This is a genomic window from Psychrobacter sp. NPDC078631 (genome assembly GCF_050268165.1).
Taxonomy (GTDB): Bacteria; Pseudomonadota; Gammaproteobacteria; order Pseudomonadales; family Moraxellaceae; genus Psychrobacter.
The window spans coordinates 1,446,886-1,462,583 of the sequence record NZ_JBNNGG010000001.1; the positions used below are offsets into that span (position 1 = coordinate 1,446,886).

13 protein-coding genes are annotated in these 15,698 nt (G+C 42.5%); 5 read left to right on the top strand and 8 right to left on the bottom strand.

The window, feature by feature from the left end; genetic code table 11:
- The first annotated feature begins 84 nt into the window (after positions 1-84).
- Positions 85-1,512: an FAD-binding oxidoreductase gene (locus ACQKCP_RS05790; protein ID WP_427611614.1), complete on the top strand. Its 1,428-nt coding sequence runs from the start codon at positions 85-87 to the stop codon at positions 1,510-1,512.
- Positions 1,513-1,610: 98 nt separating this feature from the next.
- On the opposite strand, the gene ruvB is transcribed toward ACQKCP_RS05790, so the two are convergent.
- The 5 genes from ruvB to ACQKCP_RS05815 form a co-directional block, all read right to left on the bottom strand.
- Positions 1,611-2,594: a Holliday junction branch migration DNA helicase RuvB gene (gene ruvB / locus ACQKCP_RS05795; RefSeq protein ID WP_057760949.1), complete on the bottom strand. Its 984-nt coding sequence runs from the start codon at positions 2,592-2,594 to the stop codon at positions 1,611-1,613.
- A 175-nt stretch (positions 2,595-2,769) separates the two neighbouring features.
- Positions 2,770-3,390 carry a Holliday junction branch migration protein RuvA gene (ruvA, locus tag ACQKCP_RS05800; RefSeq protein WP_201548844.1) on the bottom strand — a complete coding sequence of 207 codons (621 nt, stop codon included), beginning with the start codon at positions 3,388-3,390 and terminating at the stop codon, positions 2,770-2,772.
- Between the two features lie 78 nt (positions 3,391-3,468).
- Entirely contained in the window at positions 3,469-4,506 is a 1,038-nt protein-coding gene (gene fba / locus ACQKCP_RS05805) for a class II fructose-bisphosphate aldolase (protein ID WP_427611615.1), read from the bottom strand.
- A 413-nt stretch (positions 4,507-4,919) separates the two neighbouring features.
- Positions 4,920-5,306 carry a hypothetical protein gene (locus tag ACQKCP_RS05810; RefSeq protein ID WP_201567361.1) on the bottom strand — a complete coding sequence of 129 codons (387 nt, stop codon included), beginning with the start codon at positions 5,304-5,306 and terminating at the stop codon, positions 4,920-4,922.
- 257 nt (positions 5,307-5,563) lie between these two features.
- A complete protein-coding gene (locus ACQKCP_RS05815; RefSeq protein WP_427611616.1) occupies positions 5,564-6,778 on the bottom strand; it encodes a phosphoglycerate kinase in 1,215 nt (404 codons plus the stop codon).
- A 505-nt stretch (positions 6,779-7,283) separates the two neighbouring features.
- On the opposite strand from ACQKCP_RS05815, the gene ACQKCP_RS05820 reads away from it, so the two are divergent.
- Positions 7,284-7,613, top strand: coding sequence for a TraR/DksA family transcriptional regulator (locus ACQKCP_RS05820; RefSeq protein ID WP_427611617.1), 330 nt, complete (start codon positions 7,284-7,286; stop codon positions 7,611-7,613).
- Positions 7,614-7,678: 65 nt separating this feature from the next.
- Here ACQKCP_RS05820 and ACQKCP_RS05825 read toward each other — a convergent pair whose 3' ends face one another.
- Together ACQKCP_RS05825 and ACQKCP_RS05830 are read right to left on the bottom strand one after the other, a co-directional pair.
- Positions 7,679-8,347, bottom strand: coding sequence for a thiamine phosphate synthase (locus ACQKCP_RS05825; RefSeq protein ID WP_427611618.1), 669 nt, complete (start codon positions 8,345-8,347; stop codon positions 7,679-7,681).
- An 87-nt stretch (positions 8,348-8,434) separates the two neighbouring features.
- Positions 8,435-9,517: a serine hydrolase gene (locus ACQKCP_RS05830; RefSeq protein WP_057760963.1), complete on the bottom strand. Its 1,083-nt coding sequence runs from the start codon at positions 9,515-9,517 to the stop codon at positions 8,435-8,437.
- A gap of 392 nt (positions 9,518-9,909) precedes the next feature.
- Between ACQKCP_RS05830 and ACQKCP_RS05835 the strand changes: the two genes are divergently transcribed.
- The 3 genes from ACQKCP_RS05835 to ACQKCP_RS05845 all read left to right on the top strand — a co-directional run bounded on the left by ACQKCP_RS05835 (position 9,910) and on the right by ACQKCP_RS05845 (position 14,131).
- The gene (locus ACQKCP_RS05835; protein ID WP_101206382.1) at positions 9,910-10,545 is read left to right on the top strand and encodes a response regulator; all 636 of its coding nucleotides are present in this window, start codon (positions 9,910-9,912) and stop codon (positions 10,543-10,545) included.
- 34 nt (positions 10,546-10,579) lie between these two features.
- Positions 10,580-12,337, top strand: coding sequence for a sensor histidine kinase (locus tag ACQKCP_RS05840; RefSeq protein WP_427611619.1), 1,758 nt, complete (start codon positions 10,580-10,582; stop codon positions 12,335-12,337).
- Positions 12,338-12,415: 78 nt separating this feature from the next.
- Positions 12,416-14,131 carry a sigma-54-dependent transcriptional regulator gene (locus ACQKCP_RS05845; protein ID WP_427611620.1) on the top strand — a complete coding sequence of 572 codons (1,716 nt, stop codon included), beginning with the start codon at positions 12,416-12,418 and terminating at the stop codon, positions 14,129-14,131.
- Positions 14,132-14,205: 74 nt separating this feature from the next.
- Here the strand turns inward: ACQKCP_RS05845 and ACQKCP_RS05850 are convergent, their stop codons facing one another.
- Positions 14,206-15,675, bottom strand: a complete 1,470-nt coding sequence (locus ACQKCP_RS05850) for a S41 family peptidase (RefSeq protein ID WP_427611621.1) — start codon at positions 15,673-15,675, stop codon at positions 14,206-14,208.
- Positions 15,676-15,698 lie beyond the last annotated feature (23 nt).

The window sequence follows — 15,698 nt, forward strand, 5'->3', positions numbered from 1 at the left end:
AAATGTCTGTCAACAAAGCATATCAAATGGATATTGAATATGCTAAGTTAATGCTAAATATTCTCGTTATCTATAGGAACCCTCATGTCAGCGCTACCACTGTCACAGACCCATAACACTAGTAAACCAGACTATAGTGAGGCTATCACAGCTTTGCAAGAACGTTTTGGCAAGCAACTGAGTTTGAACGCTACAGTGCGTGAGCAGCATGGCCATACCATGACCTGGTTAGCCAATCAGCCGCCAGATGCAGTATTAACAGTACAGGACAAACAGGAAGTAGCTGCGGCTGTTGAGATTTGCCATCGGTATCAGATGCCAGTGATTGCTTTTGGTATCGGTTCTTCTTTGGAAGGACAATTAAATGCTCCCTATGGTGGACTGTGCATCGATATGCATGCGATGGACGCTATTTTACAGGTCAATAATGAAGATTTGACCGTTACCGTTCAGCCTGGCGTGACGCGTGAGCAGTTAAACCATTATTTGCGCGATACAGGACTATTTTTTCCGATAGACCCCGGTGCTAATGCCAGTATTGGCGGCATGGTCGCCACTCGTGCCTCAGGTACTAATGCGGTGCGTTATGGCACTATGAAAGATGTGGTACTCGCATTAGAAGTAGTGACCGCAAGTGGCAATATCATACGAACAGGCACACGCGCTAAGAAGTCTGCGGCCGGTTATGATTTGACACGCTTGATGATAGGCTCAGAAGGCACCCTTGGTATTGTCACTGAAGTCACGCTGAAACTATTTGGTATTAGCGAGTGTATAGGCAGCGGCATTTGTCATTTTTCAACCATTGAAGATGCTTGCCAGGCAGTAATGCTAACCATTCAAATGTGCTTACCTATTGCTCGTATCGAGCTGCTTGATGCAATGCAAATCAAAGCATGTAATCAACATGCCAATCTCGATTTAACCGAAACGCCTACGCTATTCGTCGAATTTCACGGTACAGAAGCAAGCGTTGCTGAACAGGCGCAAATGTTTGCTGATATTATCGAAGAGTTTGATGGTCGTGATTTTGCTTGGGATACCAATGAAGCTGAGCGTAAACGTCTCTGGCAGGCAAGACACAATGCTTATCATGCTAGCTGTGCGTTACGTCCTGAGACAAGCGCCCTATCGACTGACGCTTGCGTACCTATTTCGCGCTTGGCAGAATGTGTCAGCGCCACTGCAAAAGATATTGAAGCATCAGGGATGATTGGACCAATTGTGGGTCATGTAGGCGACGGTAACTTTCATGTTTTATTATTGGTCGATACCAATAATCCTGAAGAGGTAGCTACTGCTGAGGGTATTATCGGTCGTCTCGCCACGCGGGCTATCGAGATGGACGGTACTTGTACGGGTGAACACGGGATCGGACAAGGCAAACAAAAATATATGCAGCAAGAACATGGTAATGCGCTGATACTTATGGAAGCTATCAAGGCAGCCCTCGATCCTAAAAACATCCTTAACCCAGGGAAAATATGGCCTGAGGCTTTATCTATTTCCTAATACTATTAGAAAAACTAAGACCATACTAAAACCAAAGCAATAGCCAAAAAAATACGCCTACTTTCAATCAAAAGTAGGCGCTTTTTTAATATTTATCTTTATAGCATTTGATCAATTGCCATCTGTGTTAGCACCCGTCCACGAGCGGTACGCAGCACATAACCTTGTTGAATCAGATACGGCTCAATCACATCTTCGAGCGTACCACGGTCTTCAGCCATCGCTGCTGCCACTGCTTCAACACCAGCAGGACCACCATCAAATCGCTCGTGCAATATTTCGATATAGCGTCTGTCTAGATGATCAAGACCGCGTCTATCCACTGCCAACATATCTAGCGCGCTACCTGCAATCGCACCATTAATACTACCGTCACCTCTTACCTCGGCATAGTCACGCACACGGCGTAATAGGCGGTTAGCAATCCTTGGTGTACCGCGTGCACGGCGCGCAATCTCTACAGCGCCGTCTTCGCTCATTGGTACACGCATTAGACGTGCTGCTCGACTGACAATCGTCGTTAGGTCTGCAATATTATAAAACTCAAGGCGCTGTACAATACCAAAACGGTCACGCAGTGGTGAGGTTAGCAGTCCTGCTCTCGTCGTTGCTGCTACTAAAGTAAACGGCGGCAAATCAAGCTTGATAGAACGCGCAGCAGGCCCTTCACCAATCATAATGTCCAATTGGAAATCTTCCATCGCTGGATAAAGGATTTCTTCAATGACCGAGCTTAAACGGTGAATTTCATCAATAAACAGCACATCACCTGCTTCTAGATTGGTCAGCATGGCTGCCAAATCTCCTGGACGCTCAAGCACAGGCCCTGAAGTAGAACGCAAATTGCCACCCATTTCACGAGCGATAATATTAGCGAGGGTTGTCTTGCCCAGACCCGGTGGACCAAATATAAGTGTGTGATCTAGCGCTTCGTCACGGCCACGAGCAGCACCGATGAACACTTCCATCTGCTCACGTACCACCGGCTGACCAATATACTCAGCCAATAATGCTGGTCGGATATTGGCATCAGGAGCGTCACTTGCACCTTCTAGCGGATTAATTAAGCGATCTTGCGTCATAGAATTTATCATTATATTAAAAAATTAGTTAACAAATAGCATAACCAAACGCTGCGCATAAGTCATGCAAAACCTCATTAAGCGAGCACTAAAACGAAAATAAGCGACATTCAATGTCGCTTATTAATTTAATACATTATGTGGTTGTCATTGATAGACGGCTAGTTAATATAAATTAAAAGCCAGATAACTGCTGTAAAGTGGCTTTTAACAAGCCTTGAGTATCAGCAAAAGTATCTCCTTTACTCTTAGCAGCTTTAATCGCTAGCTGAGCTTCTTTTTCTTTGTAGCCCAAGCTAATCAACGCGCCTTCTACTTCAGCGATGATACTACCTTCGTGAGAAATCGTAGTTTCTTGAGGCGTCAATTCAAACGCACCACTATCAACGTCGATATTCTTTAGCTTGTCTTTGAGCTCAATCAATAAGCGTTGCGCGGTCTTTTTACCGATGCCTGGGATACGAGTCAACGCCGTCTCCGACTCTTGCTCGACATGCATCTTTAGCTCAGCTGCTGACATTGCAGACAGCATTGCCAAGGCCATTTTTGCCCCCACCCCGTTAATTTTAATTAACTGGCGAAAGACATCACGTTCTTTTCGATCGATAAAACCGTATAGCAATTGGGCATCTTCGCGAACATGGAAGTGTGTCCAAATGCTGGCTTGTTCATTCAGCTGTAACTGGCAAAATGAAGGTAATGGCAGTTCGATATCATAACCCACACCCGAGGTCGTCATGATACAAGCCGTCGGTGCCATCAAGTACTGCACCTGTCCGGTAATCAATCCAATCATTACTTATGACCTCTTATGTGGAATATTATAAAATCAGCTGCTATTTTATGATTAACAACTACGTTCTACAGCACAACCTTATTGATAAAAACTCACCATACCTTCAAGACTGGTTGGGCGAATTTTATGTGCTTGACCTGCAGAGCCGAACGCTTCAAAACGATTGGTACAGATATCTGACATCGCTACCATAGACGCTTTAAAGTATTTACGTGGATCGAATTCACTTGGATTTTTTGCAAGGAATTCACGGATAGCACCAGTTGATGCCAGACGTAAATCCGTATCGATGTTTACTTTGCGCACACCATGTTTGATCGCTTCAACAATTTGCTCAACTGGCACGCCATAAGTTTCGCCAATATCACCGCCATTTTCATTAATAACTTTCAGCCATTCTTGTGGCACTGATGAAGAACCATGCATGACCAAATGCGTGTTAGGAATACGGGCATGAACCTCTTTTACGCGCTCAATAGACAAGATATCGCCTGTCGGTGGACGTGTGAACTTATAGGCACCATGGCTAGTACCGATAGCAATCGCCAACGCATCGACATTGGTATCTTTTACAAACTGCTCAGCTTCATCAGCACTGGTCAAAAGCTGCTCATGATCCAATACGCCTTCAGCGCCAGAGCCATCTTCTTCACCAGCCATACCAGTTTCCAGACTACCTAGGCAACCGATTTCGCCTTCTACAGAGACACCGCAAGCATGTGCCATCTTAACAACTTCACGCGTAACGCTAGCATTGTAATCGTAGTCCATTGGCGTTTTGCCATCTTCACCAAGTGAGCCGTCCATCATCACTGATGAGAAACCTAATTGGATTGAGCGTTGGCAGATAGCTGGTGACATACCGTGATCTTGATGCATTACTACTGGAATATGTGGCCATTCTTCGATCGCAGCGATAATCAAATGACGCAAAAATGCTGACCCTGCATAGTTACGTGCGCCTGCACTGGCTTGGACAATAACAGGTGAATCACAAGCATCCGCAGCCATCATGATTGCACGCATTTGCTCTAAGTTATTGACGTTAAAGGCAGGAACACCATAACTGTGTTCAGCGGCATGATCTAGAAGTTGACGTAAGGATATTAGGGCCATAAGACGCTCTCTGATTAGATTTTGAATAGTATTTTAAAAAACAGCTTGATAGCAATCATTTCACTGTATATTCGACCATACTGACCGTATATAGGCTAGTAAAGGTTTGAATGATATTGGATATGATTACCACGCGGTGATTATAGCAAAAATTGTTCTGTCTTCGTAGCGGTTGACCGACTATTTGTCAGTCTATACCGTCTCTTGATGTCAGTTTAACTGTTATAAACTATTAATCTATAAACTGCCACAATGGCATATAACGCAAAAAGCCTTGGCAATCACCAAGGCTTTTCTAGTATTTCGAGGCTTATAAAGCAATGACCATTCCTAGATATTATTTACCGATGATTATCTATCAATCGATAGACTCCCAGTAAAACAGTCATTATAGTGCTTAGTTATCGCGTAGCTTAGTACTGTTGCTCTGCATCAACTGCAACATCATTTGCGCCATCAGCAACAGCGTTAGCGCCATCAGCAACAGCTTCAGCAGTATTTTCAACCGCTGTGTTGGTGCTTTCAGCAATAGCATCGCCAGTGTTTTCTAGAGCGTCTGTCGCAGCTGCACCAGCAGTGTCAGCGCCTTCGGCAACTTCAGTACCAGCGTCTTGAGCAGCAGCTTCAGCTTCAGCAGCAGCAGCGTCTGTTTCAGCGGCAGCAGCATCAGCGTTTGCAGCAGCATCATCGCCAGCAGATTCAACAGCAGCTTCAGTGTTTTCTTCTGTTTGTTGGCTACATGCAGTGATTGCAAAGGTACCAGCAAGTACGCTAGCAAGTAATAAATGACGTTTTAACATAATAAACCTCTCGTAAATAATGCATGTCAAAATACATGGTCGCGCTATTTTATAGAGTGCGAATCAGACATGCAATAATAATTTTCAGTATATAAATAAATAATTACTGCTTAATAATAATCGATGGCTATTGCGCTTATTTATATCAATAAAAATAAGCAAATCAACAGCCAAAATATTATTTTTACAGACTACCTTAGTTATTTAAAGTTAGTTGTACGTCTAATGTTACTAAGCTACAGAGTATCGTTAATTAGTTATGCATCTATTTGCAGTGCAGCAACTGCTGGAAGTACTTTACCTTCAACAAACTCTAAAAACGCACCGCCACCTGTTGACATATAGCTCACGCCTTCAGCAACTTGATATTTATCGATAGCCGCTAATGTATCACCGCCGCCCGCGATAGAGAAACCATCGCTGTCTCTTACAGCAGTAGCTAATATCTGTGTGCCTTGCCCGAAAGCATCGACTTCGAAGACACCCACTGGACCATTCCACAAGATAGTTTTTGCATTAATAATGGCATTAGCAAGTTGTTTTGCGCTTTCTGGCGCGATGTCCAATATCATGTCATTGTCACCGATCGCATCAACTGATTTGATCGTTGCGGTAGCCCTTTGCAATGAGCCAGTAAAGTCAGCGAAATCGATGTCGTTTTTATCAGCGACTACGACGTACTCAGGCAGTAGAATTTCAGTCTTGGTCATAATATCACGTGCAGTATCGAGCAAATCTGCTTCGTACAATGAGGCACCAACACTGTGACCTTGTGCTGCCAAGAAAGTATTAGCAATACCGCCACCAACGATAATTTGCGTGCAAACTTCAGCCAAGCTGTGTAGCACTTCTAATTTGGTAGACACTTTTGACCCACCAACGATAGCAAGCATTGGCTGTGCTGGTGTTTCAAGTGCTAGGCTCAAAGCATCAAGCTCAGCAGCTAACAATGGCCCTGCACACACAGTTTTATCTGCTTGACGCATCGCTTGCGTAACACCCTCTGTTGATGCCTGTGCACGGTGCGCTGTACCAAAAGCATCCATCACAAACACATCGCACAAATCAGCGTATTTTTTCGCTAGCGTGGCATCGTTTTTCTTTTCACCGTCATTGAAGCGTACATTTTCTAATAGAACCACTTCGCCAGATTTTACATTGGCACCTTGGGTAAGGTAATCACTATTAAGACGTACAGGTGTCGATAATTGCGAGCTTAATTTGTCCGTCAAATAGTCAGCAACTGGTGCCAATGAATATACAGTTTCAGGACTGCCTTCTGTTGGGCGGCCTAAATGTGAGCAAACAATTACGGCAGCGCCTTTTTCGAGCGCCATTTTGATGGTAGGAAGACTGGCTTGCAAGCGCGCATCGCTCGTGACCTTACCGTCCTTAATAGGCACATTTAAATCTTCTCGAATCAAGACCACTTTATCCGTTAAGTTCAACTCACTCATACGCAAAAAATTCATTACCTGCTCCTATGCATCAATATATCTGTTAATTTGCGATTACTGTCGTTACTGATATGACCATTATAGTCAGCTCTATATAAATCAGATTCAGTGCTAAGCTTGATCAATCTACTATTTCGTAGCACTCTCACTAACCGGCTTTATAAATACGCTATTTTATATCCAAGCTATATAGTCACTATCAGCTTTATTACTTATTAATGTTTTTTAACGCTTGGCTCTGACACTTATCAAACCACTTTGATGGATCGATCAAATAAGCAGAATTCAGCGGCGGTGTATTCTACCAGTTTTCTAGCGCAGTCTCACAAGCAACCTGACACAAATTTCAGCACGTTTAAAATATTTAGTCTAAATTCTTAGACCGTTATTCGAGGGCAACAATTGCAGTTGCTAGCTTTAAGCATAGTCAATAAACCGTAACATTTCGTGGTGGTACTCAGCAGTCAAGCTCTTTATGATAGAAACATTGACAATAAAAATAACCCATTAGGAGAAAATAATGAGCATCAACTTAGACACTGCTAAACAAAAATTATTAAAATTAAAAGATGAGTACGAATCTCGAATTGATAAGATAGAAGATCACATCCAAAATCCGCAAGATGATCTCAATGAACATTGGGAAGATCAGGCCATATCCTATCGTCAAAACGACATGCGCAAAAATTTGATGAGCGAGGCGCGTCAAAGCTTAATCTATGTCGAAAATGCATTGAGTCGAATTGAAAGTGGTACTTATGGTGAGTGCGAAGTCTGTGGTGAACAGATCGAAGAGCAACGCTTAGAAGCGCTGCCCTATGCTACCTTATGTATGGAACACGCTGAGTAGCGCTGTCATATTAATACTATATTATAAGACTATTACTACTCTAAAACCTCTCTAAGAAGCGTACTTCAAGTAGGTGTTTTCCATTTAGAAAATGCCTGCTGCCATTCATGACAGCGCTGCGCTATGTCTGCTGCTGGCAAATCCATGATATCCCCGACTACTGCCACAAGCGCAATGGGCAAATCTACCAGCTCTGAGACATTTTCTGCGGTTAACCCCCCTATCACACATATTGGTATGCCTTGCTGACACCCTTCCACAAGCTGCTGACGTGAAATGATATTAGCATTTGGCTTAGTTGTAGAGGTAAATACTGCACCCATCGCAGCATAACTTGCGCCATCATTTTTTGCTTCTTTAATCAGTGCTATATCACCATGACAGGTACGACCAATTATTTGATGCGGTGAAAGGGACTGTAGAGCATCACCGATACTGCCGTCTGTTTGACCAAGGTGTACCCCAACGCCAAGCTTTTCGGCCAACTTCACGTCATCATTAATAATAACTGGCACGTTGTATGTTTTAGCTAACGCAACGATTCTTTGCGCCTCATCAAAAAGCTTCAAAGCTCCATCAGGTAGACTAAGAACTTGCTTACGACGAATTTGTAATAGCGCAATTAATCCTGTCGACAAGGCTGCCTCTAGCTTTTGATATAACAGCTCAAATTCATCATCGTTGGTCAACAAATATAGCTTAGGCATAACTGAGGAAAATGATGAACGACTCATAGCGTTTATCCTTAATTCTTAAATTCAACACAATAAAAAAGCCGTTATATGATATAACAGCTTTTTTATACATTTAGAATAGCAAACTTACACTGTACGGCGTGTAGCCAAACTATTTAAGATATTTTTAGCATCGCCCCAACGTGTTGCTGAGCTGTTTGCCCCTAAGATAACGATAATCGCAGGACGATTATTGACCCGAGTTTCCATTACAACACAACGTCCAGCTTCATTGATAAATCCTGTCTTAGAGATACCGATTGGATAGCTGCCGTCACGAACCAATGTACTGGTATTACTGGCTTTATAGGTGCGGTTACCACTTGAGTAGTTTGAGACGAAAAAGTCATAGCTCTTAGTGGTAGAAAAACGACGAATCACATCATAGTTACCAGCGGCACGTACCATCTTAACCAGATCTTTTGACGAAGCTACATTACGCTTATCAAGTCCAGTTGGATCACCGAAAAACGCCGTGTTCATGCCCAAATCTTGCGCTTTACGATTCATTGCACGCATAAAGGCATCATAGCCACCTGGGTAATTACGCGCTAAACTCTTCGCTGCTGGATTTTCAGACTTCATCAACGCCATCAATAGCATCTCAGCGCGGTTTAAACGATCACCTGATTTCAAACGTGAGCTTGCACGCTTTGGACCAACAAAATCTTCTGGATCAAGCGTGATTTCTTCACGCATATCAAGGCCAGCATCCAACACGACCATAGCCGTCATAACCTTAGTGATACTAGCCATTGGGCGCGCGATATCAGCATCTTTTTCGTAGATAGATTCACCAGTTTCAGCATCGATCACCGCAACACTACGTGAATCGGTGCTAATCGGAATCATATCACTGCTACCAAATGCCCCGCGATAGGTTGTATTGTAGCGGGCACTATTGGTGTTATTACTACTAGCAAAACTATTAGTATTCGTAATATTGGTAGTGCCGTAGCCATTATCGACTTTCTTAATAGCAGAGCCATTAGATTTGTACATTATGTTACGAGCTTCAGACAAACTATCAGCGCCGCCCCAACTTAGGCGTGCACTAGAGGCAGTGTCAGTGCTACCATTAATTGTAAGTGCGGCTTGTGCAACACTGCCCAAACTCAATGAAATCATAGCAGCGATCAATTGCTGTTTGGTTAATGGTAGTTGCTTCATTATGCCTCCTGCTGTCGCTATTACGCCAGTTACATATTATCTGACGCCAAAAACGTACGTAGCGTTTATAGATGTGTTTGTAAGTACTCACATAGAGCTTTTGTATTTTTAGTGTATCATGGTTTACATTTAAGTTTAATCTATCAAACTGATTTAGTAGTTTTTTTTGGCTTCATTCAAACTTTGCTACAACCAATTTATATTATAGAAACATCAATTCACACTGCAGCAATATAATTTAACTTCGAATGTTATGATTACTCGTATTTTGTTATATTAATCAGCGGTATTTTGAATATACAAAGATAAAATAATGGTTGAAATATATTCGTTTTTTATACTATTTGAACCTAATAAAGCGTTCATTCTGACAATCAATAAAGAGTATGGTTATGATTAAAGTATTAGTGGTAGATGATCATGATTTGGTACGGATGGGTATTAGCCGTATGTTGTCAGACAGCCCCGATATTGAAGTAGTAGGTGAAGCAGACAGCGGTGACATGGCTATCAAACAAGCCAAACAATTACATCCTGATGTAATTTTACTAGACGTCAATATGCCGAATATTGGCGGGCTCGAAGCAACCAAACGTCTGATTCAACTCGATATGGGTATCAAGATTTTGGCGGTCAGTAGTATGTCTGCACAGCCCTATCCTTCAATGCTGATTAAAGCAGGTGTTAACGGTTACATTACCAAAGGCACGCCGCTTGATGAAATGATACGTGCGGTCAAAAAGATTTATCAAGGAGGTCGTTACTTCAGTCAAGACGTCGCTGAACAGTTAGCGGATGTTTTATTATCTGATAATGCAAACTCACCTTTTGACTTATTAAGTGACAGAGAAAAACAAGTGGCCATGATGGTTGTTAATTGTCAAAGCCCTCAGCAAATAGCTGATCAATTGTTTGTTAGTGTCAAGACCATTAATACGTATCGCTACCGTATTTATGAAAAAGTTGGGGTTGATAGTGATGTTAAATTGACTCACTTGGCCATTCGTCATGGTCTGATTCAACCATAAACCATTCTAGCGTTTATTTTATTACGGCCAGTTTATGAACTCTGCTACCAATTCTAGCTCTGTCATTACTCATTATGTACATCATGATGATACGCTTCCTCTGTCGATGTTGCGTAAGTTGGGGCTGATCTATAGTAGCTATCGCTTCGTCGTTAGCCTGTTCTCTATGCTCATGCTATACATCTCTGCTCGTACTGGTGATGGCACTTCTTTACCGAGTTTTTTACAACAAACGACTCTAAGCTTTTACGTACTGTTAAGTTTGATACTGCTTGGATTATTTTATGTCGTTAGAAAACATATGCGCCGCCAATTGGCATTCGGACTGGCCTTAGACGTTATTATACTAAGCCTGCTGCTCTACACAACAGGTAACCCTGACTTGCAGTTAACCATGCTATACATGGTTGTCGTCGCGGCTAGCTTTATGCTACTACATGGCTCACAAGCATTGGTTATTACTTTACTTGCCATCATTCTCGTTATTTATCAGCAATTTTTTTACGCTATTGCTAATAGCATGAGTCTAGCCAACCTAGGTGATGCGCTACTGATGTCAGCGAGTTTTTTAGCAGTGGGCGGTTTAAGCTGGTCTATCTCTCAACGATTAGTACAGCTTGAAAAGGTCGCGGCAAACCATGCTAAGGAAGTTGAGCGACTAAATGTGATTAATCAAGAGGTTATCACGCAGATGGTGAATGGTGTTATCGTTATCGATAAGCAACATATTGTCTTAGCAAATCTTGCCGCACATCAGTTGCTGAGCCTTTCTCTTGTCACACCTACCACAGCGCAGAATACCTTTGACGATACAAAAGAAACTCATAACAAAGCGCTTCTCTCTAATTTCGAGCAGCAACTCAATGAACAGCATTCCCAGTTGTTTAATGCCTGCTTATCAGTAGCTTTTGGGCAGTCACGCGCTTTTACCTACGACGTGCCAGCTGTGGCAAATGCCTCAATATTTGGCAAATTACGTGTACAAATTATTCCACTAAAAGACGATAGCAAGCTTGTCATATTAGAAGACTTACGCCGTGAGCAAGCTAGTGCTCAACAGTTGAAACTGGCTTCTTTAGGGCAATTAACTGCCAGTATTGCCCATGAAATCAGAAACCCATTAGCAGCAATATCGCAAGCCAGCCAGCTATTAATGGAAGATGTTGCAGAACAAATGGAAGTTGACAATGCATTAACAAGTGAATCGAATGCTGCCATGACCGGCAACCATGAGCTTTATGAAATGATATTTTCACAGACAAAACGTGTAAACCGTATTATCGAGGATATTTTAAAGCTGTCTCGTCAGCAGACGGCTACCCAGCAGGTGCTCGAATTGGCTGAATGGATGCCATCGTTTTTGGAGAATTACTTTCAAGGACACGACATTTTTCTACGAATAAAAACTAAACCCATCATATCATTTGATACTCATCAGTTAGAGCAGATATTAATCAACCTAATCAACAATGGCCTGCGCTATAGCAGCTATTCTCATCCTCATGCTTATGTAGAAATCGACATTTACTGCGCAGACAACGATGTTATAATCGATATACTAGATAATGGTGATGGTGTTAGTGCTGTAAATTTACAACTTTTGTTCGATCCATTTTTCACAACAGATAAAGCTGGTACAGGACTGGGGCTCTATCTATCACAAGCATTTTGTGAAGCCAATCAAGCGCGTTTACTCTACATTCCTGAACATGAGAAAACATGCTTTCGATTGATTGTACCTTCTATTAAATCTGATAATAAATTTCAAACTATCGAAGAAAACCTTTCCTAAATTTATCTTTTGAAAGCTATTACGCCTATTTAGACCTAGCTATTGATTTTATAGCCATTGAATACGATGAGATGATGTATGACAACAACCGCGCTAGTCGTCGATGATGAAGTAGATTTATGTCGATTGATGCAAATTACCCTAACTAAAATGGGTATCAAAAGTGATGTGGCTTATACATTGTCGCAAGCAAGAACGTTTTGGCAAGACAATGACTACGATTTTTGTCTGACGGATTTAAAGCTACCAGATGGCTCCGGACTGGAGCTGGTAAAAGAAATTAGCAATAGCTCTAATATTCCAATAGCGGTGATTACGGCTCATGGCAGCATGGATTTGGCTATTGAGGCGTTGAAACTCGGTGCCTTTGATTTTGTCAATAAACCGCTAGAACTACCACGTTTGCGCCAACTGGTAGAGAATGCCATAAAAGTTATTCATCAAGATAACGAAGTACAGGCCGCACCGGAATGCTCTCCTGAACAAAAAATGCTAGATAGTAGATTGATTGGTAATTCTGCTGTCATGCATCCCCTCAAAAATACTATTCTAAAGCTAGCACGTTCACAGGCACCTGTGTTTTTATCGGGCGCTTCTGGTACAGGTAAAGAAGTGGTCGCCAGATTGATCCATGATTTAAGTCCACGGCGTGATGGCAGCTTTGTACCAGTGAACTGCGGTGCAATACCATCAGAGTTAATGGAGTCGGAGTTTTTTGGTCATAAAAAAGGCAGCTTTACAGGGGCTGTCGCTGATAAACAAGGGTTATTCCAGCAAGCCAATGGCGGCACGTTATTTTTAGATGAAGTGGCAGATTTACCTTTAGCCATGCAGGTTAAATTGTTACGTGCCATTCAAGAAAAAACAGTAAGGGCAATTGGTGATACAAAAGAAGTTCCAGTAGACATCCGCATTTTGTCTGCCACTCACAAAGACCTGAGCCAATTGGTACAAGATGGTGCATTTCGACAAGACTTATATTATCGCATCAATGTCATTGAGCTAAAGCTTCCAACACTTAATGCACGCCGTGATGATATTCCTGTATTAGCAGACCACTTTTTGGCGATGATTGCTGATGACTGGCAATTAGAGTCACCGCCCTCATTGACGATGGAAGCCTGCGAACGCTTACAATGCCACGATTTTGCGGGTAATGTCCGTGAACTACGCAACTTACTGGAGCGTGCAGTTACGTTAGCTGAAACTTCATACATAGACGTTAGTCATTTAGGTCTTCCTGACATTGACCCTGAGCTTGTAAATATGCAAGAGCAAAATCATAGCTCAGCTATCGATACCTCTGAGCTACCTGCTCGTGACGTAGAAAATCAAATAGACGTTCAATCTACAGTCCAATCAACAAAGGACGATGAGCAAGTCATTCAATCTAGTCGCAATATAGCAACGCAGGTTGAGCAAAGGGCAACCAATTTACATCCTTATCGTACTAATACCAACCACTACCCGTCAATGGTGCAGCATTCGTCAGCTAGTAATGACAGTTCGTCAACCAGCGTAGCAAATACTCATGACAAAGAGTCGCTCCTTGACTCCACTGCCCAACAAGAAACCTCTAAAGACATATCAGGTTTACAAGAATTATTCGACGGTCAATTACCGCCTCAAGGGTTAGAACATTATTTGCAGGAACAAGAAAAGCAGCTGATTATCACGGCACTCAAACAAACTGGCTGGAACAAAACCCAAGCAGCTGAATTATTAGGAACCACCTTTCGCTCTTTACGCTACCGTATGAAAAAGCTCGAAATTTCTGAAGATGCGTTCGACTAGTTTCTTTTGAACGTCATCATCAAATATTTTTAAGCGTTGAATGGTATGTGCTGTTAATTAAATGCTACGAAATTCTATTCTTTCGTAGCATTTTTTCTAACAAAGCGAATGCCAGAATCAAGCGCGCGCGCCTTTACTATTTCTAATGCTTGCTGCTCCCACGTGTTCTCGCTGCCTGATAAAGTCACATCAGGTTCTACGCCGATCTCGTCTATTTGTTTGCCTGCTGCTGTCATATAATTGGCCACAGTCAATTTGACGGCTTGCTCATCGTTTAACGGTATGACTGATTGTACTGAGCCCTTGCCATAGCTAACTTCACCGATAATAGTAGCGCGTTTTTGTGCTTGTAAACTACTGGCAAGCACCTCTGCTGCTGATGCTGAATAGCGATTTTGTAATACCACTAATGGCAAAGGCTTAAGTATCGCATCACCTTGGGTCGATAGTACGCGTGATTTATTTTGACGTGCTTGCACCTGCACTATATCAGTATCATCCATAAATAAACTGGCAACACTCACTGCCGATGTCAGTACGCCACCTGGATTATCACGCATATCTAGTAAAATGCCTGATATAGGAGCGTTTAGGTTAATTAAACCTTCTAGTAACTTCTCACGGCTGTTATTTTGAAACGCCGGTAATTTGACAATGGCAATACCATCAACCAGTTTGGTCTCGATAATCTGCGGATGACTATTATTACGCTGCAACGTCGTTGTATGCTTACGGCGGCCAGCTTTAGAAGTGATAATATCTACCTGCGTACCAGCGATACCCGTTAAGAGCTGCTCAACATCATTGACCTGTCGCCCCTCATCTAGCTTGAACTCATCAACCTGATGCAAATAATCACCAACTGCAATGCCTTTTTTGTCTGCAGGTGAGTCGTCGATAACCTCTGTCACGACCCAATATCCTGCCTCTGGCTGGTAATTAACCCTAATACCAATATCACCAACGTCGCCCTCAGTAAAAGCACGCAGGTTCTCATAGGCTTCTGCGTCCAAAAACTCAGCATGGCTATCAAGTTTGGTCAGCATGCCACTCATCGCATTGCTAAATAACTCTTCGTCATTGACCGCATCGACGTATTGACGACGTACTAAATCTACCACAGCCACAAATGTTTTTAGCGTCTCAGGAGAGATAGCATTTAGCGATACTTGTGCAACTTCTGCTGGAATCTCCGTATCAATATCATCGGCATCATCTGTTAGCGCGCTTTCATCTGGCACACTATCTATCGAGTCATCTGGCTCATCGGCGACATCTAACATATCAGCAATGTTAGATAAGTTATCAGCGTCGTTTTCATCCGCTATCTCATCTGCATTCAAACTGATGAGCTGTAGACCATTCGTAGGATTATCATTATTTGTAGAAGCTCCCACTGCTGCTTGTGCATTTACGCTAATCGCACAACCAAGCACACCTATTATAATTGCAGGCTGCAAAACCGTGGACGCGACTGATGCCTTCTCTACTGATTTACTTAACCCTTTGGATAAAAAAGAACGTGCAAAAGAAATAGGCTGCATAAAAGAACTCATTTGAATAATAG

Excerpts from the sequence above, each read along its gene's own strand:
- ruvA (WP_201548844.1), bottom strand. The coding sequence starts at position 3,390 with ATGATTGGATTGATTACCGGACAGGTGCAGTACTTGATGGCACCGACG.
- ACQKCP_RS05830 (WP_057760963.1), bottom strand. The coding sequence starts at position 9,517 with ATGAAGCAACTACCATTAACCAAACAGCAATTGATCGCTGCTATGATT.
- ACQKCP_RS05810 (WP_201567361.1), bottom strand. The coding sequence starts at position 5,306 with ATGTTAAAACGTCATTTATTACTTGCTAGCGTACTTGCTGGTACCTTT.
- ACQKCP_RS05850 (WP_427611621.1), bottom strand. The coding sequence starts at position 15,675 with ATGCAGCCTATTTCTTTTGCACGTTCTTTTTTATCCAAAGGGTTAAGT.
- ACQKCP_RS05815 (WP_427611616.1), bottom strand. The coding sequence starts at position 6,778 with ATGAATTTTTTGCGTATGAGTGAGTTGAACTTAACGGATAAAGTGGTC.
- ruvB (WP_057760949.1), bottom strand. The coding sequence starts at position 2,594 with ATGACGCAAGATCGCTTAATTAATCCGCTAGAAGGTGCAAGTGACGCT.
- ACQKCP_RS05845 (WP_427611620.1), top strand. The coding sequence starts at position 12,416 with ATGACAACAACCGCGCTAGTCGTCGATGATGAAGTAGATTTATGTCGA.
- ACQKCP_RS05825 (WP_427611618.1), bottom strand. The coding sequence starts at position 8,347 with ATGAGTCGTTCATCATTTTCCTCAGTTATGCCTAAGCTATATTTGTTG.
- ACQKCP_RS05790 (WP_427611614.1), top strand. The coding sequence starts at position 85 with ATGTCAGCGCTACCACTGTCACAGACCCATAACACTAGTAAACCAGAC.
- ACQKCP_RS05820 (WP_427611617.1), top strand. The coding sequence starts at position 7,284 with ATGAGCATCAACTTAGACACTGCTAAACAAAAATTATTAAAATTAAAA.
- fba (WP_427611615.1), bottom strand. The coding sequence starts at position 4,506 with ATGGCCCTAATATCCTTACGTCAACTTCTAGATCATGCCGCTGAACAC.
- ACQKCP_RS05835 (WP_101206382.1), top strand. The coding sequence starts at position 9,910 with ATGATTAAAGTATTAGTGGTAGATGATCATGATTTGGTACGGATGGGT.
- ACQKCP_RS05840 (WP_427611619.1), top strand. The coding sequence starts at position 10,580 with ATGAACTCTGCTACCAATTCTAGCTCTGTCATTACTCATTATGTACAT.